General features: G+C 40.2%; 15 protein-coding genes and 1 tRNA gene. 8 read left to right on the top strand and 8 right to left on the bottom strand.

Annotation, left to right across the window (positions count from 1 at the left end; genetic code table 11):
* Window positions 1–4 precede the first annotated feature (4 nt).
* The gene (locus tag PREBIDRAFT_RS08935) at window positions 5–1,225 is read right to left on the bottom strand and encodes a site-specific integrase (protein ID WP_004338576.1); all 1,221 of its coding nucleotides are present in this window, start codon (window positions 1,223–1,225) and stop codon (window positions 5–7) included.
* A 495-nt stretch (window positions 1,226–1,720) separates the two neighbouring features.
* Window positions 1,721–1,794: transfer RNA gene (locus PREBIDRAFT_RS08930), tRNA-Met, on the bottom strand.
* Between the two features lie 146 nt (window positions 1,795–1,940).
* Here PREBIDRAFT_RS08930 and PREBIDRAFT_RS08925 point away from each other — a divergent pair.
* The 3 genes from PREBIDRAFT_RS08925 (at window position 1,941) to PREBIDRAFT_RS08915 (ending at window position 5,667) form a co-directional block, all read left to right on the top strand.
* Window positions 1,941–2,327: an START-like domain-containing protein gene (locus PREBIDRAFT_RS08925; protein ID WP_004339757.1), complete on the top strand. Its 387-nt coding sequence runs from the start codon at window positions 1,941–1,943 to the stop codon at window positions 2,325–2,327.
* 199 nt (window positions 2,328–2,526) lie between these two features.
* Complete coding sequence (locus tag PREBIDRAFT_RS08920) at window positions 2,527–4,428, top strand: LptF/LptG family permease (RefSeq protein WP_004338573.1); 1,902 nt, start codon at window positions 2,527–2,529, stop codon at window positions 4,426–4,428.
* A 30-nt stretch (window positions 4,429–4,458) separates the two neighbouring features.
* Window positions 4,459–5,667 carry a bifunctional 3,4-dihydroxy-2-butanone-4-phosphate synthase/GTP cyclohydrolase II gene (locus tag PREBIDRAFT_RS08915; protein ID WP_004338572.1) on the top strand — a complete coding sequence of 403 codons (1,209 nt, stop codon included), beginning with the start codon at window positions 4,459–4,461 and terminating at the stop codon, window positions 5,665–5,667.
* Window positions 5,668–5,883: 216 nt separating this feature from the next.
* On the opposite strand, the gene PREBIDRAFT_RS08910 is transcribed toward PREBIDRAFT_RS08915, so the two are convergent.
* Genes PREBIDRAFT_RS08910 through PREBIDRAFT_RS08900 form a run of 3 tightly spaced genes read right to left on the bottom strand, consistent with a single transcriptional unit; the run spans window position 5,884 to window position 9,901 of the window.
* Window positions 5,884–6,948, bottom strand: a complete 1,065-nt coding sequence (locus PREBIDRAFT_RS08910; protein ID WP_004339755.1) for a hypothetical protein — start codon at window positions 6,946–6,948, stop codon at window positions 5,884–5,886.
* Between the two features lie 22 nt (window positions 6,949–6,970).
* Entirely contained in the window at window positions 6,971–7,735 is a 765-nt protein-coding gene (locus tag PREBIDRAFT_RS08905) for a hypothetical protein (protein WP_004339753.1), read from the bottom strand.
* Between the two features lie 36 nt (window positions 7,736–7,771).
* Window positions 7,772–9,901, bottom strand: coding sequence for a TonB-dependent receptor (locus PREBIDRAFT_RS08900; protein WP_004338569.1), 2,130 nt, complete (start codon window positions 9,899–9,901; stop codon window positions 7,772–7,774).
* A gap of 1,264 nt (window positions 9,902–11,165) precedes the next feature.
* Between PREBIDRAFT_RS08900 and PREBIDRAFT_RS08895 the strand changes: the two genes are divergently transcribed.
* The 3 genes from PREBIDRAFT_RS08895 to PREBIDRAFT_RS08885 all read left to right on the top strand — a co-directional run bounded on the left by PREBIDRAFT_RS08895 (window position 11,166) and on the right by PREBIDRAFT_RS08885 (window position 14,344).
* Entirely contained in the window at window positions 11,166–12,710 is a 1,545-nt protein-coding gene (locus tag PREBIDRAFT_RS08895; protein ID WP_004338567.1) for a Gfo/Idh/MocA family protein, read from the top strand.
* A 368-nt stretch (window positions 12,711–13,078) separates the two neighbouring features.
* Window positions 13,079–13,507: a hypothetical protein gene (locus PREBIDRAFT_RS08890; RefSeq protein ID WP_004339750.1), complete on the top strand. Its 429-nt coding sequence runs from the start codon at window positions 13,079–13,081 to the stop codon at window positions 13,505–13,507.
* Window positions 13,508–13,765: 258 nt separating this feature from the next.
* Complete coding sequence (locus PREBIDRAFT_RS08885) at window positions 13,766–14,344, top strand: GDSL-type esterase/lipase family protein (RefSeq protein WP_230586346.1); 579 nt, start codon at window positions 13,766–13,768, stop codon at window positions 14,342–14,344.
* A 126-nt stretch (window positions 14,345–14,470) separates the two neighbouring features.
* Here PREBIDRAFT_RS08885 and PREBIDRAFT_RS08880 read toward each other — a convergent pair whose 3' ends face one another.
* From PREBIDRAFT_RS08880 to PREBIDRAFT_RS08870, 3 genes are all read right to left on the bottom strand, one after another.
* Window positions 14,471–15,571 carry an Mrp/NBP35 family ATP-binding protein gene (locus tag PREBIDRAFT_RS08880; RefSeq protein ID WP_004338564.1) on the bottom strand — a complete coding sequence of 367 codons (1,101 nt, stop codon included), beginning with the start codon at window positions 15,569–15,571 and terminating at the stop codon, window positions 14,471–14,473.
* A gap of 61 nt (window positions 15,572–15,632) precedes the next feature.
* Window positions 15,633–16,337, bottom strand: a complete 705-nt coding sequence (locus PREBIDRAFT_RS08875; protein ID WP_004338563.1) for an HAD family hydrolase — start codon at window positions 16,335–16,337, stop codon at window positions 15,633–15,635.
* 283 nt (window positions 16,338–16,620) lie between these two features.
* On the bottom strand, window positions 16,621–17,892 hold the full coding sequence (locus PREBIDRAFT_RS08870) for an O-acetylhomoserine aminocarboxypropyltransferase/cysteine synthase family protein (RefSeq protein ID WP_004338562.1): 1,272 nt from the start codon (window positions 17,890–17,892) through the stop codon (window positions 16,621–16,623).
* Between the two features lie 175 nt (window positions 17,893–18,067).
* Here PREBIDRAFT_RS08870 and hflX point away from each other — a divergent pair, with 175 nt between their 5' ends.
* Window positions 18,068–19,318, top strand: a complete 1,251-nt coding sequence (gene hflX, locus PREBIDRAFT_RS08865) for a GTPase HflX (protein WP_004338561.1) — start codon at window positions 18,068–18,070, stop codon at window positions 19,316–19,318.
* A gap of 52 nt (window positions 19,319–19,370) precedes the next feature.
* On the top strand, window positions 19,371–21,227 hold the full coding sequence (locus PREBIDRAFT_RS08860) for a DUF4954 family protein (RefSeq protein WP_004338560.1): 1,857 nt from the start codon (window positions 19,371–19,373) through the stop codon (window positions 21,225–21,227).
* Window positions 21,228–21,248 lie beyond the last annotated feature (21 nt).

Genomic DNA, 21,248 nt, shown 5'->3' with positions numbered 1-21,248 from the left:
AATGTCAAAGTTTTAAGGTGAATGTATCTTGTATTCGCTGCTGTATCGCTTGCATATCCCGATGGATTCTTTCGGAGGAAACCGCTGCATATACTTGTGTTGTTCTCAGGTTGGTGTGTCCGAGCATACGGCTCACCGTTTCGATAGGTACACCTGCCGAGAGCGTGATAATCGACGCAAAGGTATGGCGAGCCATATGAAAGGTTAGCGGAGTTTCCATGCCGATGTTTCTCTGTATGTAGTGCATACCATTGAGGACAATGTCGGTGGTCGGCACGTCAAAAACAAAGCCTGCCCTTATCCCTCTATAACGATTCATGATAGTCAGCGCAGGGGGAAGCACCTGTACACGATACGGGGTCTTGGTCTTCATGCGTCTGCCCTTGATGCAGAGTTTGCCTTCTTCAGTGACGATATTCTCCTCCCGAAGATTGCGGACATCTGAGATTGCCAGACCTGTGAAGCAGGAAAAGACAAAGAGATCACGGACAATGCGGTAGTTCTCCCATTCAATCTCCAAGTCGATGATGCGCTCAAGTTCTTCCTTCGTGATACTTCTCGGTTCACCCTTTGGTCGCTCGTAACTGTAGCCCAAGAACGGATAGAAATCCAGCACACCTTTCTTCAGCGCCATGCGGACGATGGTCTGCAAGGTGGACAAGGCACTCGATATGCTGCTGCGTTTCAGTCTGCGGTCGATGGTGAGATAATACTCGAAGCCCTCTATAAATGCTTTGTCCAGTTGTGAAAGGGGAATGTCGCATACCTTGTGCTTCTTCTGCACATACTCACGGAGCAAGGATAGCTGATAGGTACAGAGTTTGAACGTCTTCAAGGCTCGGTCGATGCCTATACGCTCCTTAGTCTGTGTAAGATACTCCCCAAAACTCTCCAAGAGCAAGGCTTGACGGTGGATTTGCCCCTGATAGGCATCCCTCGCATCGGTGGCGGTAAAGGCTTCTTCTCTTTCACTGAGCTCGTGAAAGCGTGCGTGGATGAGTGCGGTGCATTCGCCGAGTTTCTGATTGACAGACACCGCCATTGCACTCTTTCCGATGAGCCGTTGCTTACGGCTGTCCCAAAGAGCGAGCGGAGTTTTGCATTTGGTGGAGAAGCCCGAATGGGTTCTGCCAACTGAGATGCGCCCGATGACAGGCACAAGTCCTTTCTTGTCGGTTCGTTTCGCCTGAACGAAGAACGATACTTTCAGTTTGTTTTCCTTCATTTTTCTGTCGTTTTTTCTAAATTTCCTTTGCTTGCAAAGGTACAGATGAACAAGTCTTCCTGAGCGATGCAGAAAAATGAAAGATGAAGAATAAAAACCTATGACACAGTTGTTTACCTTCAATTCGTAACCCCTTTTTACTTTTTCACGGGTGGGTTACGATTTGGTAACGGAACTCCTGCCGTTTGATGCTCGTTTTCGCTTACCCTTATAATAGCAGAGAAATGCTAAATAATGCTATTTCAAATAGTTACATTCTATGCGTTTCCCCCTATTTCCCTTAATTCTTAATGACTGATTATGCCCTTAAAGGTCAGCAATTACTATTAAGCAGGTATCCTGTTAGTGTAAGAACGATCGTTACGAAAATTTCTATTCCGTATTATGCAAGGCTGCGAAAATAGCTCAGTAGGGAAAAGGTAGTTGTAACCTCTACATTTTATTAGCAAAGAAAAAGGAGTTACAGATAGCTCTGTAACTCCTTGATAATTATTGTAGCGGGACGGGGCTACGATCCCCGGACCTCCGGATTATGAATCCGACGCTCTAACCAACTGAGCTATCCCGCCATCCTTTACTGCTTTAAAAGCGAGTGCAAAGTTATAGAAAAACTTGGAAACGACCAAAAAATATTTCAAAAAAAATGTACTATGCTGCGAAAAAAGTTATATTTTTGCAAACGATATTTAGATATATCCATAATTAAAATAAACTTATGGCAAAAACAATCAATTTGGCTTATGAATTGAAAACTAGATCAAAGACTACTGTTTGGACACTTATAGGTACCGTGATAGGCTTAAACAAATGGATTGCAGATAGTGTTAGTATCGAAGGTAATGAGCTGACATTTATATGGGGTGACCCATTGCGCGACCATGAGACAAGAGTTGCAACTGTCGTAGAGCAAATTCCAAATGAACGTATTCGGCTAAGATGGTACGACGAAGATTGTGAAACAACCATTGAAATGGCTAAGAATGAGATAGCCGAAAATTATCATTTGCTGATTACTGAAGAAGTGGATGAGGAAGAAACTGACTCGATTATCAACTTTTGGAATTCTAAAATAAAGCGATTGCACCTTATAACTGGTATTTAATGGTTTTGTTTCGATAATCGTTTATCCTATTTTGTGCGGAAGAATAAAAAAACTAAAAAAGCTTAGTTCTACCATATTTTTATGTACTTTTGCATTTAATATAAGGGATAGTAACCTAGCGCATAATATTATTTTGCGCTCTATTTGCTAGTAGCAAGCTGCCCTTGATAGATAGACAAATGTCTTTGTCCATTCATATATGTTACGCTTCAAGAAACTAGACATATTTATAGCCAAGCAGTTTGGCATGCTTTTCACGGGAACTTTCTTCATCAGCCTCTTTGTGTTGATGATGCAGTTTTTGTGGCGTTCTATTGATGATCTTATTGGTAAAGGTCTCACTGTAGATGTGCTTGCACAATTTTTTGGTTACATGGCTTTGATGTTGGTGCCACAAGCCTTACCGCTTGCCGTATTGTTATCCTCATTGATGACCTATGGCAACCTGGGTGAAAGCTCTGAGCTAACGGCAATTAAGTCGGCTGGAATATCTTTATTTCAATCGTTTCGTGGGCTAATTGCTACTACTATTCTCATTACTATTCTGTCTTTCTATTTTCAGAACAATGTGGCACCTATAGCCCAGAAGCATATTTATCAGCTTCTTATCTCTATGAAGCAAAAGAGTCCAGAACTAGAAATCCCAGAGGGAGTGTTCTATGATGGTATTCCGCAGACCAATCTTTATGTTGAGAAGAAAGATCTTAACACGGGGCATCTATATAATATTATGGTGTATCGTATGACGGATAGTTATGAAGATCAGGCTATTATTCTTGCCGACTCTGGTATGCTTCAATCTACTGCGGAGAAGAAACACCTCATCTTAAACTTATGGAATGGTGAGTGGTTTGAGAATATGCGTTCCCAAGGAATTGGCAATAGTGCTAGTGTGCCTTATCGTAGAGAAACATTTGCACATAAAAAGATAGTAATCGACTTTAGTGACGACTTTAGTCTTTCCGATGCTGCAGGCTTATCGAATGATGCACGAACGAAGAGTTTGGCGAAAATAAAACACGACAAAGACTCGCTAGTACAAGTATACGACAGTGTGGGACGGGCATATTATAAAGAAGCAAAGGAGCTATATTACCCGCGTCCAAAACTTAATAAAACTCAACTTTCGAGTGTGAAAACGCTAACGCAATCGAAAGGCTTTAATATCGACTCTATTTATACGAAGCTTTCGGCTGATAAGCGTAGAGAGGTTGTTGATATGGCTCTGTCAAATGTTCAGCAGGAAGTGGGCGATCTTGAGTTTAAGAGTATGGTAACAAGCGATGGCGATAAGCTGCTTCGGCAACATGCTATTGAGGAAATTAATAAGTTTACCCTTGCGCTTACTTGTTTGATATTCTTCTTTATAGGTGCGCCATTGGGTGCTATTATTCGTAAAGGTGGACTTGGTTTGCCTATTATTATCAGTGTGCTGGTATTTATCATCTTTTATATCTTGGATAATACAGGATATAAAATGTCGCGACAAGGCGATTGGGCGATATGGTTTGGTAAAGGACTTTCGCCAGCGGTACTTATCCCAATGGCAATTTTCTTTACTTATAAGGCCAACAACGACTCAGCAGTTTTCAATGCCGATATGTACAAAAACGCCTTGATGCGTATCTTCGGATTGCGTATGAAGCGTAACATTGTGAGAAAAGAAGTATTGATTTCCGATCCTCATTATGCAGAAGATGCAAAGATCTTAGAGGAATTGACCGCAGAGATAAGAAGTTATGCGCAGGCGAAACGTTTAACATTGTTGCCAAATCCTATAAAAGTGTTCTTTGAGTACCACCCTGATCATAAGATAGAGCAGCTAAGCGATATATTAGAGCGAGTGATAGAAGATTTAGGCAACACCAAAAATCGTATTATCCTTGGTGAGTTAAACAAATATCCTATCATTGCTACCAAGGCACACACACGTCCGTTTGAACATAGATGGATGAACATTGTCTCTGCAATTATGGTTCCTGTAGGTATATTCTTCTATCTAAGAATGTGGCGTTTTAGATTCCGTTTGTATAGAGACTTAAAAGAAATCACTTCTACAAATACAAATATTATAGAAGAGATTGGGAAAAACTATAAATAGAAAAATGTAATTTTAAATAGTAATATTATTATGGAGAAATATAAGTTGAATAGTATAGATGATGCTTTACAAGACTTTAAAGAAGGTAAATTTATCATTGTAGTTGATGATGAAGATCGTGAAAACGAGGGCGATCTCATTATGGCAGCAGAACTTATCACCCCTGAAAAGGTGAACTTTATGTTGAAGAATGCGCGTGGTGTGCTCTGTGTACCAATTACGAATGCAAGAGCAGTAGAGCTAGATCTTCCTCACCAAGTTTCTGATAACACCTCTATGCTAGGTACTCCATTTACTGTTACTGTTGATAAATTAGAAGGCTGTACTACAGGTGTTTCTGTCCATGATCGTGCCGAAACGATAAAAGCCCTTGCCGATCCTCATGCAAAACCTGAAACCTTTGGTCGTCCCGGTCATATCAATCCTCTCTACGCACAAGACAATGGTGTGCTGCGTCGTTCTGGTCATACGGAGGCGGCTGTCGATCTTTGTCGTTTGGCAGGCTGTTATCCTGCAGGTGTGTTAATGGAAATTATGAATGAAGATGGTACGATGGCACGTATGCCCGATCTTCAGATCAAAGCCAAGGAATGGGGTATGAAGATTATCAGTATTAAAGACCTCATAGCCTATCGCTTAGAAAGAGAAGCGGGAATAGAAGTGGGTGAGAAAGTAGACCTTCCTACGAAATATGGTAACTTCCAGCTCATACCTTTCTTACAGAAGAGCAACGGATTGGAACACATGGCGCTTGTTAAGGGCGAATGGAAAGAAGATGAAAGCATCTTAGTGCGTGTTCATTCTTCATGCGCAACGGGCGATATTCTTGGCAGTCGTCGCTGTGATTGTGGCGAGCAGCTTCATAAGGCTATGGAGATGATAGAAAAAGAAGGTAAGGGGGTTATTATCTATATGCAACAAGAGGGGCGTGGTATAGGTTTGATGAACAAGATAGCAGCTTACAAACTTCAAGAAGAAGGCTTAGACACTGTAGACGCTAATATCCACTTAGGGTTTCGTCCAGACGAGCGTGAGTATGGCAGTGGCGCCGAGATGCTTCGCCATCTAGGTGTGCATAAGATGCGCCTTATGACTAACAATCCTACAAAGCGTGTAGGGCTAGAAGCTTTCGGTTTGGAGATTACCGAGAATGTTTCAATAGAGGTAACACCTAATAAATACGATTATCGTTATCTTAAAACAAAGCAAGATCGTATGGGGCATAATCTCCATTTATAAATATAATATTTCACTTTTTTTTATACCGCCTCTAGAAAATTTATTCTAGAGGCTTTTTTGTTGATGTAAAGGTATTCGATATAGCTTTGCTATAGATATAAAAAAAAGCAGTGGAATACCATCTCACGACGCCACTCCACTTAATCAGTACAATAAAAAAAAATTGAGTTTTTTATTTGATATACATTGCTACTTTTCTTCAATTACTATTGGTTATTAGAACCAATAGCTACCCGATTCAGGGTCAGTATCGCCGTAAAGTCGATAATGTAAGTTCTCCAATATTTCTTTATAAGGGATGTGAAGATTGTCGTGAATGGTTTTTACCAAGCGCTGTGTCTTAGGTGAAAGTTCTTCAAGCTTAGGTAGTTTTCCATCATCTATTTTTACATCGCCTACATATTCCTCACACCAATCTATGTAAACCATAACAGGAATGTTGATAGTGGGATACCAAAGATCGTTTTTCTCTTGTTCAGAAGTAGGAAGCCATGACGCTATTTTTTGTGGATTATGCTCAACTTTACCTATTTGGTCGTTATAGAAAAAATCGAGTTCCTTTTGATTACTTGTTTTTTGATTTTTTGCCTCCATTAGTTTTATTGCAAGATTAAATGTATGGCGACTGTAACCAAAGGTGATATATCCCTTAAAGCCCATAGGATTTTTAAGTCCGTTATACTTTGCACCATCTTTTTTTATCGTCTTTCCAAATGGGGTAGGGTCAATGTAATCGTAACGGAATATTTCATTGTTATTAGGATTGTCGATCGTTTTATCAAAATCCTTTAAAGGCTTGATGTTCTCTGGAATAAAGAAGTGTTGTAGCTTTTTATCCTTACCATCGGCTACCATTTTCTCGGTAATATCTTCTCCCTTCTCATTGAAGTAATGAATATCTATAGCGTAAGGAGTGCTAGACTCTGTGTTGAACATTTTACCAGAACTAAAGGCATAAAGATATTTAGGGTTTGCCTTATCGGGTACCCACTGGTTATCTTTAAGCGTAAACTTAAAGGTAGGGTTCTTACTAAGGAAGGTGGTGCCTTCTATTGGAGGATTTTCGTGGAAGCTAGTGTAACCATGTAGATGACCATATATTACTCTTATCTCAACACTTGCAGGCATAGGGCCTGAAAGTTTTTGAGTAACTTCGGGAAGCTGCTTATCTTCTTCTCCATTTGTTACACCAAGATAATCATCGCTACTACATGCAGTTAGCGCAAGAGCCACAAGCATATTTGCGGCAAGTATGTATAAGTATTGAAATAGATTTTTCATTTCCTTTTTGTCTAATCGTTAGTTATTCTTGAATTTCGATAGGAAGCGCAGCAGTAAAGTCCCAAAGTGAGTTTGCGATCTGACTAGGTGAAGGCGTATAAAATTCGGATGCCTTATGGTTGTTGTCAAATTTGCTCGCATTACCAGCGTGCATCAATGCTACTTTAAGTTCAAATTTTCTGCCCTTTTCTTTGAAGACAATAAAGCCCTTGAAGCCCATAGGATTGGTTTTCCCTATAAAGCTGTTATTAAATTCGTCGGCATATACATAGTCGAAAGGCAATTTGCGCTTATCTGTTTCACGAATAGAAATCCCATTTGAGTCTTTCTGATAGAGTTGGAAGAAGTGCTGGTGTATTCGGTCTTGCTGGTTTAAGAAAAACTGATCATTCATAAGTTCATGTTTTACATTATAATAATCCAGCTTTAGAAGATACACCGTGTTGGGGTTATCTTCTGTATTCTTCACAACAAACTTTGTTGCTCCCTTAGCAGGGTCAATGTGGAAACCTTGTTTTTTCTTGCTGTGGGTAGCATCTACAGCATATGTGATAGTTTGTTTGCTGTCAGCGAGCGTAACATCGTTAGGGGTAAGGTCGGCTGAAAAAAGCTTGCCTTCCTTTAATGTTCCTTCTATGAGTGTGAATACAGCAGAGGTAGGGTCCTCGTGGTGTTTATTGTTAATTTCGTTTTCAGGACGCTCTGGGTCGCTGGTACAACTTGTTAATGTCATTCCTGTAATAACGAGAGCAGCGACTATAAGTGTGTTAAATATGATTCTTTTCATTTTCTTTTACTATTTAATGTTGTTGTTTTGAGGGATTTAAAATTTCCAACCAAGTGTTATGCGGATGTCTCTTCCAAGATCGTGCGAGTAGTAACGCGCTCGATTGGTGTATTCCTTGTACTCCTTATTGAAAATATTTTCACCTGCTATATTGAAGAAAAGTGTATTGCGATGATTGATATTCCAGTTTACTCCAGCTTCGAAACCAAATAGGTTGTAAGCAGGAGGAGCTGTGTTAATGAGGTCGGTATTAGGATCGAACCTATGCTGCTGTGCCACGAAACGGTGGTTTATTTCTATCCATGGAGCCCACTTCCCTATAGGTTGAGGAGTGTAAGCAAGGCTGTGATCGAAGCGAAACGAAGGAATGTAAGGTAAGTAGTTACCCGTATTCTTCTCGTTAGCCCAAATCATAGAACTCGTAAAGTGATAGTCGAGTAAGGTGATAGGACGAATATGTAAGTCGAGATCCACTCCGCGGAAGAAAGCATCAGCCTGCATATATTGGAATACGGGGTAAGTACCTGATATTACAGTAATGTTCTTCTGCATAGGGCGGTCGTATACATAGTTCTTAATCCATTGTAGATAGGCATCTACTCGCACATCAACATATTTGCTCTTGTAAACGGCAGAGGTAACCCACTTGTAGCTATTTTCCGAGTTTAGCAGCGAGTCGCCAATAACATATCTGCCCGATCCAAGTTCGTTTCCGTTACTGTATAGTTCGTAAACATGCGGTGCACGCCATGCGAGCCCTATATTAGAAGTGAGTGTAAAGTGTTGGTTTACCTTATATTGTGCGCCAATATTGTAGGTGAAGTTATTGAAAGAACGGTGTCCACCATAGTACGTTCCCGTCCAATCGTAGCCAGCAGCCGCTGTGTTTTGCCAATCGAACCTAGCACCTAGCTCTGCACTCCATTTATTTTTATTGTATTTTTGGAAAGCATATACCCCTAGGGTGTGCTCTGTATAGTTAGGAATAATAGGAACAACCCCAGTGCCACGTTCGTTTTTATGATTGGTGTAGCCATATTGTACGCCCACTTCTGTTTGCCAAACACTATATGCTTTGCGCCACCTGAATTGGTTTTGGAGCGATTGCAAGTGCAAGCTTACTGCGGGAATATTAGATAAGTTTTGTCTTCTTATTCTGTTTTCCTCACGATCGTCTTTTTGATAGGACGTAAGCCAATAAAAGTTACCATAACGATTGTTATTGTAAAACATCTTTAGCGTTACATTGTTATGGATTACATGCTGAAACGGATATGTTATAGTGCGTGTAAAGGGCGTAACAATTACAGGGCGTCCAAGGGCTATGCGCTCCGATAGTAAGTCTTGATTGCCCATCTGTGCATTGAATAGCACCCCTAGCTTGAGGTCGTATCTACTATAAGACAACTCCGTACGAAAGTTTTTATGGCGATAGCCTAGTGTTCCCGCAATATCAAACTCGCGCGTACCTGTATTATTTAGCATATATTTTGCAGCACGTTGATCCCCACTATTACCATAGGTCGACTGTATGCGCCATGCTATATCCTTAGCAAATGGAAAAGCACCTTCTGCACTTCCTACAATCTGATAGCGTCTGCCATTGTCTCCATACATTGTTAATACCTTGCCATGTATGCAATCCGTTTCATAGGGAAGCATAGCTTGCTCCATAACAATGATACCTCCAAGGGCTTCCGATCCATAACGAACAGCTTCGGCTCCCTTGACAACTTCTATCTTATTACTATTATTTTTATCAACTTCAGGTGCATGATCATCGCCCCATTGCTGTCCTATTTGGCGTGCCCCATTTACAATCATTAGCAATCTATTGCCATACATACCATGAATGACGGGTTTTGAGACTGTTGTGCCTGTTTGGATAGAGCTTACACCACTTATGCGCTCCAGCATTGTTGCAAGCGATTGCCCTATTGAACGGTTGATCGTAGCTTGATTAATTTGGCTACTAACAACGTTATTACTTACTAATTTCCTTTCTCCATTTACCGTAACTTCTTCCAAACGGTGAACTTTCGAATGGGTAGAGTCGGACACAATTACTCCGTGTTGGAACTTTTGTGTGTGGGCTGAAGCAGAAGGAATTAGCGTGAAAATAGCAATACCAATGATGGTAAGGCTAATATAAAAGTGTTTCTTCATTCCTAAAACAACAACTTTTTTTGTTTTTAAAGTTTTGATAGCTTTGCTTGACTAGTACTGCTCTGTCTTTTTTTTGAACTACTAATACCCGATAATATACTGATTATTAGACATTCAATAATCAATAAGCCATTGCCTTAATATCAAGTTGTCGTACTGATATAAGACAAACAGAAGCTAGTCAAACTAATAACAAGTGTCTAAAAAAAGCTTTTAGACTAGTAGGAATGATGGAGGGGAATTTGCATTTACAGAATAAATAGGTCGCCAAACGGTGAGCTCTTTTATTTCGTAATGCGATATAAGTATTCCGATAAGAATAGGGATAAACGTTACACTCTTAGCGGATTCTGATTTTTGCCACGTAAAATTACAGGTAGGACAGTACGCTTTTACCTGCGCCTTTACATCTGACTTTATTGTTTTAAGGTGGGGTACGTGTTGCAGCGAAAGATGAAGGTCAAGATCTTTGCATATATGTGCTAACATGAATACTAATAATAGTATCCATGCATAAAATATGCTATATCTTTTCTTTCTTTTCAAACCACTCACGATTTTTTGGGTTTTGTTTTATACCACAAAAGTATTACAATTGAAGCATAAATATGCTTTTTAAGGGTCTTATTTATATAATATTAAACCTTTTACTGCTTTAGCAAGCGAATATCTTAATAAAAAATGTGCTGTACAGAAACGCAATATGGCTTTGCTGTCAGCATAAAAAGCAGTGAAGCACCGTCTCACGACGCTACTCCACTTAATCAATACAACAAAAAAAATTGAGTATTACTAGTCGAAAAATACAAGTACTACCAGTTTCTATAAAACTTGTTATTATCTATAAACCACTGGGGTATGTGTATTTTACAGTCCTTTACAGTTGTTATAATGTATGTTTTTGCCCAAAAGAATAGTTTTTTTAATCTACTTATAACGAGAAAAGCCCTATGCTTCAAAGCTATCCTTTATGACTTTTCGTAAAATGCTAATATGCAATAACTTTTTTCTATTTTTAGTCCATTTATTGTTTATTTTAAAGCAGTTATTTTTAATTTATAATACAAAAGTATTACAATTTCAGCATACATATACATTTGGTATACTTTATTTATATAATATTAAGCATTTTGGTGCTTTTAGGGTGTGAATGTCTTAATAAATATTTATTTTATTTTTTATTACTTGCATAATGAAAGCTAGGTGTTTGGCTTTTTTTCTTTATCTTTGCAATTATTCTTTATCATTTATTAAACAACTAAAAATGAGATACTTTAAACAAGAAATTCTAGCAGGACTGCTTATGCTAAGTCTTGGTACGCTTCGGGTATATGCACAATTTGATTGGCATTACACAGTAAAAGATGGCAAAGCTGTTACTGAAGTTCCAGTGAAGGCAGATGGACAACAAACGGCTTTAAATCTCGTTACTCCAAAACTAAATGTTGTACGCGTAGGTTTTGTAGGACTAGGTATGCGTGGTCCGGGAGCAGTTGAACGTTGGACACACATCAATGGTATAGAAGTTAAAGCTCTCTGTGATCACGAGCGCAATCGTGCTGAGGCTTGTCAGCATATTCTTCGCAAAGCTGCTATGCCTGCCGCTGCTATCTATGATGGCGAAGAAGGATATAAGGCTTTATGCGAGCGTAAGGATATTGATCTCGTTTATATTGCAACCGACTGGTTACACCACTTCCTCGTTGCTAAGTATGCACTCGAGCATGGTAAGCATGTGGCTATAGAAGTGCCATCAGCAATGAACTTAAAAGAGTGCTGGGCGCTTGTAAATCTTGCTGAAAAAACTCGCTTGCATTGTGTAATGTTAGAAAATTGCTGTTATGATTTCTTCGAACTCAATGCACTCAATATGGCACAGAAGGGAGTTTTTGGCGAGGTTATCTATGCGCAAGGTGCTTATCGTCATGAGCTTTCTCCGTTTTGGAATGCCTATTGGAAAAAAGATGCTAACGACAAGCTCGGGTGGCGTTTGGAATACAATTCAAAGTTTCGTGGCGATGTTTATCCTACACATGGCTTAGGTCCTATTGCGCAGGTGATGAATATTCATCGTGGCGATAAGTTTACTACATTAGTAGCGATGGACACAAAATCGTTTAATGGTAAAAAACTTGTGGAAGACCGATTAGGAACACCCTGCAACGATTTCCAAAACGGTGATCATACTACAACACTTATTCGTACCGAACAAGGCAAAGTAATAGAGATACATCATAATGTTATGACACCACAGCCTTATAACAGAATGTATCAGCTAACAGGCACGAAAGGTTTTGCTAACAAATACCCTATAGAGGGCTATGCTGTAAATTCTAAGAACATTTCGGAAACGAATTTATCGGCCGATAATCTTACAGGGCATGAATATCTTTCGCTAGCCGATAAGAAAAAGTTGGAGGAGAAGTACCAAAATCCTATTATCACACGTTATGGCGCAGAAGCCAAAGAAGTGGGAGGACATGGAGGAATGGACTTTATTATGGACTCACGCCTAGTGTATTGTCTCCGAAATGGACTGCCTACCGATATTGATGTGTACGACCTAGCCGAGTGGTGCTGTCTAGCCGAGCTAGGAAGTATTTCTATGAACAATGGTAATATTCCCGTAGAAGTGCCCGACTTTACGCGTGGTCATTGGCAAGACAATAAGGGCTTTAGCTATGCTTTTGCAACACCTCAACAGGAAGCCCAAACCGAGAAAGAAGGTATTCTCTTCACAAAGCAATTGAAAGAAAAGGGTAAGAAGTATTGGGAGAAAATAGATAAGCAAGCTAAGCATAATAAGTAAGCTTACTAAGCTAGTTATATCGTTCAGATCATTTGTTTTTGAGCCTTACTAATTCAGTATCAAGGCTAAAGAATTTATTCCGTGTATGTAAGAAGAAGGCACTCAAAAGATGAGAGCCTTCTTCTTTGGTTTATAAATGTACCTTTGTGTTATAAAATGTTTTTTCAGTTCGATTGCGTCGCTTCTTTGTTAAGAAGCCCAAAGAAATGATCTATTTGTAAGTAAAATCACCGATAAATTAGTCTGTTTTTCGTATCTTTGCGCCGCTAATATGAAACAGAGGTGCGTAGTAACTCTTTCTCACATAGAACGCACTGTGTAGTTATTGCTTTTCAAAGGCTTTAATTCGTATGTTTCGAAAAATATTAATGATGAGATTTTTAAAAGTAATTGTATTAGGTTTTTTAATTAATTTATGTGCAGTAAGTGCTCACGCTGAAGTAAAAAAGTCGGGCGATACGTTTAATTGGGAGTCAGTAATGGCTGCAATTATCCACTTAGAGAGTAGAGGAAATGCAAAAGCTGTCAACGGGCAGTATGCAGGAATATTACAAATATCTCCCATACTCGTAAAAGAATGTAACAACATTTTGAAGGCAAGAGGTAGTAAGAAGCGTTACAAACTATCCGATCGTTTCAATGTTCAAAAATCAAAAGAAATGTTTGTTCTTATTCAGTCGTTTCATAACCCAATGAATAATATTGAACGTGGTATTCGTCTTTGGGCAGGAGGCATTCAATATAGCATTGCTAAAACGCAGTCTTATCTAGGAAGAGTGCTCTCAATTATGAAGTAAAGCACATAAGTGCAAACTTTAGATTTGCAAAAAAATATTTTAGGCTGGCTTATTCTTTTAGAAGAATGAGCCAGTTTTTTTTATACTATCGTTGTCTAGGTATTCATTTATTCAGTACCTTTGTGGAAAATAAAACTAAGCATGAAACTATTTTCTTATATATTATTCATACCGTTATATTTAGGAATGCTGCTCTTTGCCCAAATAGCAAATGCACAATCACACCATTTTAAAGCCTCAAAGCATTATACAGAGCGTATGAAAATATTTACAAATGAAGGTAGAATTGCCGCCGATAAGGTAATTATGTTTGGGGATAGTCACATGGAGTTTGGTGGCAATTGGAATCGTTTTTTCAATACAAATCATCTTATAGTCAATCGTGGTATTATAGGCGATGATGCTATAGGTATGTATCATCGTTTACCAGAAATTATTGCTGCTCAACCTCGTGCCGTTTTTTTCGACTGTGGCACTAATGATTTAAGTCATGGTTTGGCAATAGATAAAGTATATAATAATATTGTTCGGATATTAAACGAGCTGCATTCTGCATGCCCTGCTACGCAAATCTTTGTGCATAGCTTGCTTCCACTTTGTCCAGAAAAAGGCGTTTGGCGCTATATGAAAGGCAAAGGCGATATGATTATAGCTTTGAATAAACGGCTAAAAGAATATTGCGAAGCAAGCAAGTTTATCTACATTAATATATACGATGATTTGCTAGGCAAAGATAAGAAAACAATGAAACCAAGCTATTGCCGCGATGGTTTGCATCTGACGGAAGAGGGGTACAAGGTATGGGCGGCAAAGATAAAGCCTTACATAGAGAGTTGAGAGTTGAGATTTTAGATTTTAGAGTTGAGATTTGAGAGTTGCTCATCCTAGTATTCCTAGTAATTCTAGTACTCCTAGAAAAATTCTCACCTCTCTCAACTCTCAACTCTCAACTCTCACCTCTCACTAAGCGTGCATTTCAACAATCTTTGTTGGAGCTTGGTTGGCATTGCGCCGATTTACCACCGTTACTACAGCTTGTGCCAAATTGATGAAAGCTTGTCCCGTCATAGTGTCTACCTTTGTGGCTGCTGGCGCACCGTCGTCGCCCCCCTCGCGAATACCTTGTACAAGCGGAATTTGAGCAAGTAGCGGAGTATTCATTTCTTTTGCAAGCTTTTTACAACCCTCTTTTCCAAAGATGTAGTACTTGTTCTCGGGCAATTCGGCTGGTGTAAACCATGCCATATTCTCCACCAAACCGAGTATAGGAATGTTTACTTTGTCATTCTGGTACATATCAATGCCCTTGCGAGCATCAGCCAGAGCCACCTCTTGTGGTGTAGATACGATAACCGCCCCTGTGATAGCCAATGTTTGCATCAATGTGAGGTGAATATCGCTAGTGCCAGGAGGCGTATCAAGGATAAAGTAATCGAGATCGCCCCAATCGGCATCGGCAATCAATTGTTTCAAAGCTGATGTAGCCATACCTCCACGCCACAGCGTAGCCGTATTTGGATTGACAAAGAAACCGATAGAAAGCAACTTCACACCATATTTTTCTATTGGCTCTATTAAGTCTCTACCTCCTTTGTTAACACCAGTGGGGCGTGCCTCCTCTACACCAAACATCTTTGGCATACTTGGTCCGAAAATATCAGTATCTAGCAGTCCCACCTTATAACCTAGCTTTGCCAATGCAATAGCAAGGTTGGCAGAAACGGTGCTTTTGCCTACGCCACCCTTGCCAGAGCTTACAGCAATGATGTTTTTCACCTCTGGAAGCAACTTGCCTACCTCTGGACGTGGTGCGTTCTTAAACTCTGTTTCAATAGTAACCTCTACCTCTTTACCCACCGAATAGTGTATCTGAGCCTCGGCAGCTTTGAGGGTTGATTTCAAGAAGGGGTCGGTTTCGCGTGGGAAAATCAATGTAAACTTCACCTTATTGCCATTGATGCTAGGTGTGTCTGCAAGCATCTCACTTTCAATAATATTTTTCTTTGTACCTGGATAAATTACTTTCTCCAGCGCATCTGTTATGAGTTTTGGATATAATGTCATAATGAGTATTTGTATTTTTTATATATTTATTAAGCTAAAATCGTGCCAAAGGAGAGACGATTTATAGAATTATCTTGGTCAATTCGGAGAAGCTATCCAAGACGATCAAGTTTTCGTGAGGATATTCTTCCACCATTTCATGTTGCCAGACAGTATGAAAAGGAATATGAATGGCACATCCGCCTTGTTTCAGCACAGGTTCGATGTCCGATTTAAACGAGTTGCCTATCATCAGCAGTTCCGCTATCTGAACACCAAAATGCGTGCAAAGCTGCTTATATGCTGCTATTGTTTTGTCTTCTACTACGATGATGTCATCGAAATAAGCAGAAAGTCCCGACTTGTGATATTTATTTTTTTGGTCGAGTAGTTCGCCTTTGGTAAATACCACCCTAGGTACATTGCTTCCACGCTTTAGTTTTTTCAGCGTGTCTTCTATCCCTGCAAGTGGCTGTCCTAGCGATGTAAGCAGGTGGTGGGATAAGTTGAGAATGCTCTGAATATCTTTGCCCTCTATCTCCCTATGGGTCATTTTTACAGCATTCTCTATTAGCGATAAAATAAAGGCTTTGCATCCATATCCTAGCAGTGGCATATTTTTCGTTTCGGTCTCAAATAGCGACTCCGCCACCTCTTTAGCCCCAATACCGTACCGCTCAAGTATCTTTGTGTATGTATCCTCCGCTTCGTCATAGTAGCTTTGGCAGTCCCATAGCGTGTCATCAGCATCAAAGGCTATGAGTTTTATCTTGTTAATATCTATCATTATCTTCTTTTTTTTGTCCACCACAAAGGTACGGCTAAGAAAGCTATCACGCAAACGCTATCCCAAATTATGTTTTCGTTTAAAGGTGTTGGTTGGTGAAATATAGTTACATATAAAATATCTTCGATTTTATATTTTATGCTTGTAACTATCTGATATTCATTATATTATAAAAGGTCATCTTTTGCTATTCAAAAGATGACCTTTTAGTGAGCAAAAGATGCCCTTTTGGTATGCAAAAGGTGATGTATTGCCGCACAAAAAATTATATATTACGTTTATGTTAAATTCTTTCAAGCGCTTGCTGAATGTCTTTTATCAAATCTTCCACCGCTTCGATACCCACAGAAAGGCGAATTAAGTCGGGAGCAATGCCCGCTTGTTTTAGTTGTTCGTCTGACAGTTGGCGATGGGTATGGCTAGCAGGGTGAAGCACACAAGTCTTAGCATCAGCCACGTGGGTAACAATGCTTATGAGTTGTAGCGCATCCATAAACTTCACTGCTGTAGCTCTGTCGCCCTTCAAACCAAAAGAAATCACACCGCATGAGCCGTTAGGCAAGTATTTTTGTGCAAGTTCGTAATACTTGTTATTTTTTAAACCACAGTAGTTGACCCATGCCACGCGCTCGTCTTTTTCTAAAAATTCTGCTATTGCTTGAGCGTTTTTGCAATGTTGTGCCATACGCAGGTGAAGCGTTTCGAGACCAAGATTAAGCAAGAACGAGTTTTGTGGTGCTGGTATCGACCCAAGATCGCGCATCAATTGCGCAATCAGCTTTGTGAGATAGCCCATTTTTCCAAAAGCCTTTGTGTAGGTAAGCCCGTGGTACGACTCATCTGGCATACACAAACCCGGAAACTTTTCAGCATTTGCTTCCCAATCGAAGTTACCACTGTCCACAACAGCACCACCTACCTGCGTGGCATGTCCGTCCATATATTTTGTGGTAGAGTGGGTAACAATGTCGCATCCCCATTCGAAAGGACGACAGTTAATAGGAGTAGCAAAGGTGTTATCTACCATCAAAGGTACACCGTGCGCATGGGCTACTCGTGCAAACTTCTCTATATCTAGCACATTTCCAGCAGGATTACTGATGGTTTCGCCAAACATCAGTTTAGTGTTTGGGCGGAAAGCCTTAGCCAATTCTTCCTCAGAAGCGTCAGGATTTACAAAGGTAACTTCTATTCCCTGCTTGCGCATCGTTATGTTTAGCAAGTTGAATGTACCACCATAAATCTCGGTAGATGCCACCACGTGTCCGCCTGCCTCACAGATATTGAAAATGGCAAAATAATTAGCCGCCTGTCCACTAGAGGTTAACACAGCTCCAATACCACCTTCTAGCGCTGCTATCTTTGCTGCCACAGCATCGTTTGTAGGGTTAGCAAGTCTGGAATAAAAATATCCCGACTTCTTCAAATCGAAGAGCATAGCCATCTCTTCGGTATCGTCATATTTGAATGTAGTGCTTTGAATAATAGGTAATTGGCGTGATTCGCCATTCTTAGGTTGCCACCCTCCATGAATACATAATGTTTCTCTTCGCATAAAAAAAATCTTTATAATTTATTACAGAACTTTTTTTCAATTTTCAAAGATACAAATATATACTTATTTATACATCAGTTATTATGTTTTTTTATGTTCACATATAGTGCTTTTACAAAAATAAACTGTATTTTTGCAGTAAGCAAAAGACTATACGAAAAAGAAAACATATTGAATGAAGGAATTTGTTATATCTGAGGTTAAGACAGAGAGTGCTGTATTGGTGGGTTTGATTACTCAAAATCAGGACGAAGCAAAAACCAAGGAATATCTTGACGAGCTAGAATTTCTAGCCGATACAGCAGGTGCAGTTACCGTAAAACGCTTTACACAAAGGGTAAATGGTCCTAGTGCTGTTACCTATGTAGGCAAGGGAAAGCTAGAGGAAATAAGAGACTATATAAAGCAAAAAGAAGATGAAGAGGATCCCGTGGGAATGGTTATCTTCGACGATGAGTTGTCGGCTAAGCAGATGCGTAATATTGAGCAAATGTTAGCGGTGAAGATCTTAGATCGCACTTCGCTTATTCTTGATATTTTTGCGATGCGTGCTCAGACCGCTAATGCCAAGACACAGGTGGAACTTGCGCAGTATCGCTATATGCTTCCACGCTTGCAACGCTTATGGACGCACTTGGAGCGTCAGGGAGGTGGCTCTGGCTCTGGTGGTGGAAAAGGTTCGGTGGGACTGCGTGGTCCTGGTGAAACCCAGCTCGAAATGGACCGCCGTATCATCCTCAATCGTATGTCGCTCTTAAAAGAACGCTTGGCAGAAATTGACAAACAAAAGTCTACCCAACGCAAAAATCGTGGCAGAATGATCCGTGTAGCCTTGGTGGGATATACCAATGTGGGCAAATCTACCACAATGAACCTCCTTGCTAAGAGCGAAGTTTTCGCCGAGAACAAGCTCTTTGCTACCCTCGACACCACCGTGCGTAAGGTGGTTGTGGACAATCTTCCTTTCCTTTTGGCTGATACTGTAGGGTTTATCCGTAAGTTGCCTACTGATCTTGTCGATTCGTTTAAGTCGACCCTCGATGAGGTACGCGAAGCCGATTTGTTGCTCCATGTAGTGGATATATCACATCCCGATTTTGAAGAACAAATAGAGGTGGTGAACAAAACGCTAGCCGATCTTGGATGTGCTGATAAGCCTTCAATGCTTATTTTCAATAAGATCGACAACTATACATGGGTGGAAAAGGACGAAGATGACCTCACACCACCTACAAAAGAAAACATTACGCTCGATGAATTGAAGCGTACATGGATGGCAAAAGCTGATGGTAACTGTCTCTTTATCTCGGCACGTGAAAAAGAAAATATCGACGAGTTTAGAGAAACGCTCTACAAAATGGTGCGCGAACTCCATGTTCAGAAGTATCCTTATAACGACTTCCTTTATACGATAGAGGAAGAATAAAGGCGAAAAGCACTTTCAAACAATTATTCCTTAAATTATAAATATACGAACTATGACATATCGTTTATTAACACAAGATGAAATAAGCATCTTTGAAAATAATAGCTGCTGGGCAGAAGACTGGCAGCGAGTTCTTGTTGCAGAGGAAGGATTTCAGCCAAAATTCTTTCACCGTGTTATGTTCTATGGCGATATTCGCTTGGGCAGTTTTCAGAAGAATGTTGAGATAACCAAAGACTTTGTAAAACATTCTGGTATTAACGATGCTACTTTGCGCAATGTTACGGTGGGCAATGATTGTTTGATTGAGAAGGTAGGCAATTATATCAATAACTACACTATAGGTGATGATTGTCTCATTTCTAATGTTTCGGTACTCGAAACTACGGAGGGAGCTTCTTTTGGCGAAGGCAATTTAATATCGGTACTCAACGAGGTAGGCGATGGTAATGTTATCCTTTTCCACGACCTTAATAGTCAGTTTGCAGCCTTTATGGTAAAGCATTTTGACGACAAAGATGTTAAGAATGCTATCCGCCGTTTGGTAAAGGAAGAGATAATGCGCACCAATCCTGATCGTGGTGTGGTGGGCAATCGTGTGAAAATCATCAATACCCGCGAGATCACCAATACCGTTATTCAAGACGATTGTGAAATATCAGGAGCTAGTAGGCTTAGCGATTGTACCATTCTTAGCTCGGATAAGGCTAGTGTTTATATTGGTACAGGTGTTATTTGCGAAAACTCTATCATTTCCGAAGGTAGTAGTATCGTGAACAGTGTGAAGATGCAAGACTGCTTTGTGGGCGAGGCTTGTCATGTATCGAATGGCTTCACAGCTTCGCAAAGCGTGTTCTTTGCCAATTCGTATATGGCTAATGGCGAGGCTTGTGCAGCTTTCTGTGGTCCTTTTAGTGCTTCTCATCACAAGAGTTCGCTGCTCATCGGTGGTATGTTCTCATTCTATAATGCTGGGTCAGGCACCAACTTTTCTAACCACGCCTATAAGATGGGTCCTATGCACTGGGGAACGCTCGAACGTGGATCAAAGACAGCTAGTGGCAGTTATCTTTTGATGCCAGCTACCATTGGTACATTCTCTGTGTGTTTTGGAAAACTGATGCACCACCCTAATACTACAGCGTTGCCTTTCTCTTACCTCATTGCTGAGGCTGATAAAATGTTCCTTGTACCCGGGCGTAATATTACCACTGTGGGTTTGTATCGTGATATTCACAAGTGGCCTAAGCGTGATATGCGCCCACAAAATGCTCCTAAGAAGAGTATTGTTAATTTCGATTGGCTATCACCTTTTTCTGTAGGCGAGATTCTTCGCGGCAAGTTTATCCTTGAGAATCTTCGTCAGGCTAGTGGCGACAATGTGTCTAGTTATAATTTCCACGAATACACCATTAACGCCTCTAGCTTGCGAAAGGGTATAAAATATTATGATATTGCTCTCCGTATTTATATGGGGGCAGTATTGAAACGAGCCCATAAGTGGGGGTTCTTTGGTAAGCCTACTACTGATGTTGGTATAGGGGAGTGGCGAGATCTTTCAGGATTGCTACTTCCAGCGAGCGAAGAAGATCGCTTGATAGAGGATATAAAGAGTGGTAACTTGGAAACCATTCAAGAGGTGATTGATCGTTTTGAGGAAATCAATCACAATTATCGCACCTATCAATGGGCATGGACTTACAAGATGATACAAAACTATTACGGTGTGGACGAAATAACAGCCGAGGTGGATGCTAAGATCAAAGCCGACTATATCACTGCTCGCCGTGCATGGATTGCAGAGATAAAGAAGGATGCTGAGAAGGAATACAAGATGGGGGATGTTGATCGGGAAGTGTTCGAAGAATTTGTTAATAGTCTCGATCGTGAAACAGATTACGAAGAATAATGTTACTTAATATTTAACAAT

The sequence above is a fragment of the Prevotella bivia DSM 20514 genome, from assembly GCF_000262545.1.
Taxonomy (GTDB): domain Bacteria; phylum Bacteroidota; class Bacteroidia; order Bacteroidales; family Bacteroidaceae; genus Prevotella; species Prevotella bivia.
Note: the sequence above shows the minus strand (reverse complement) of the source record. Positions and strands in the feature narration are given on the sequence as shown.

Excerpts from the sequence above, each read along its gene's own strand:
- PREBIDRAFT_RS08935 (WP_004338576.1), bottom strand. The coding sequence starts at position 1,225 with ATGAAGGAAAACAAACTGAAAGTATCGTTCTTCGTTCAGGCGAAACGA.
- PREBIDRAFT_RS08925 (WP_004339757.1), top strand. The coding sequence starts at position 1,941 with ATGGCAAAAACAATCAATTTGGCTTATGAATTGAAAACTAGATCAAAG.
- PREBIDRAFT_RS08920 (WP_004338573.1), top strand. The coding sequence starts at position 2,527 with ATGTTACGCTTCAAGAAACTAGACATATTTATAGCCAAGCAGTTTGGC.
- PREBIDRAFT_RS08915 (WP_004338572.1), top strand. The coding sequence starts at position 4,459 with ATGGAGAAATATAAGTTGAATAGTATAGATGATGCTTTACAAGACTTT.
- PREBIDRAFT_RS08910 (WP_004339755.1), bottom strand. The coding sequence starts at position 6,948 with ATGAAAAATCTATTTCAATACTTATACATACTTGCCGCAAATATGCTT.
- PREBIDRAFT_RS08905 (WP_004339753.1), bottom strand. The coding sequence starts at position 7,735 with ATGAAAAGAATCATATTTAACACACTTATAGTCGCTGCTCTCGTTATT.
- PREBIDRAFT_RS08900 (WP_004338569.1), bottom strand. The coding sequence starts at position 9,901 with ATGAAGAAACACTTTTATATTAGCCTTACCATCATTGGTATTGCTATT.
- PREBIDRAFT_RS08895 (WP_004338567.1), top strand. The coding sequence starts at position 11,166 with ATGAGATACTTTAAACAAGAAATTCTAGCAGGACTGCTTATGCTAAGT.
- PREBIDRAFT_RS08890 (WP_004339750.1), top strand. The coding sequence starts at position 13,079 with ATGATGAGATTTTTAAAAGTAATTGTATTAGGTTTTTTAATTAATTTA.
- PREBIDRAFT_RS08885 (WP_230586346.1), top strand. The coding sequence starts at position 13,766 with ATGAAAATATTTACAAATGAAGGTAGAATTGCCGCCGATAAGGTAATT.
- PREBIDRAFT_RS08880 (WP_004338564.1), bottom strand. The coding sequence starts at position 15,571 with ATGACATTATATCCAAAACTCATAACAGATGCGCTGGAGAAAGTAATT.
- PREBIDRAFT_RS08875 (WP_004338563.1), bottom strand. The coding sequence starts at position 16,337 with ATGATAGATATTAACAAGATAAAACTCATAGCCTTTGATGCTGATGAC.
- PREBIDRAFT_RS08870 (WP_004338562.1), bottom strand. The coding sequence starts at position 17,892 with ATGCGAAGAGAAACATTATGTATTCATGGAGGGTGGCAACCTAAGAAT.
- hflX (WP_004338561.1), top strand. The coding sequence starts at position 18,068 with ATGAAGGAATTTGTTATATCTGAGGTTAAGACAGAGAGTGCTGTATTG.
- PREBIDRAFT_RS08860 (WP_004338560.1), top strand. The coding sequence starts at position 19,371 with ATGACATATCGTTTATTAACACAAGATGAAATAAGCATCTTTGAAAAT.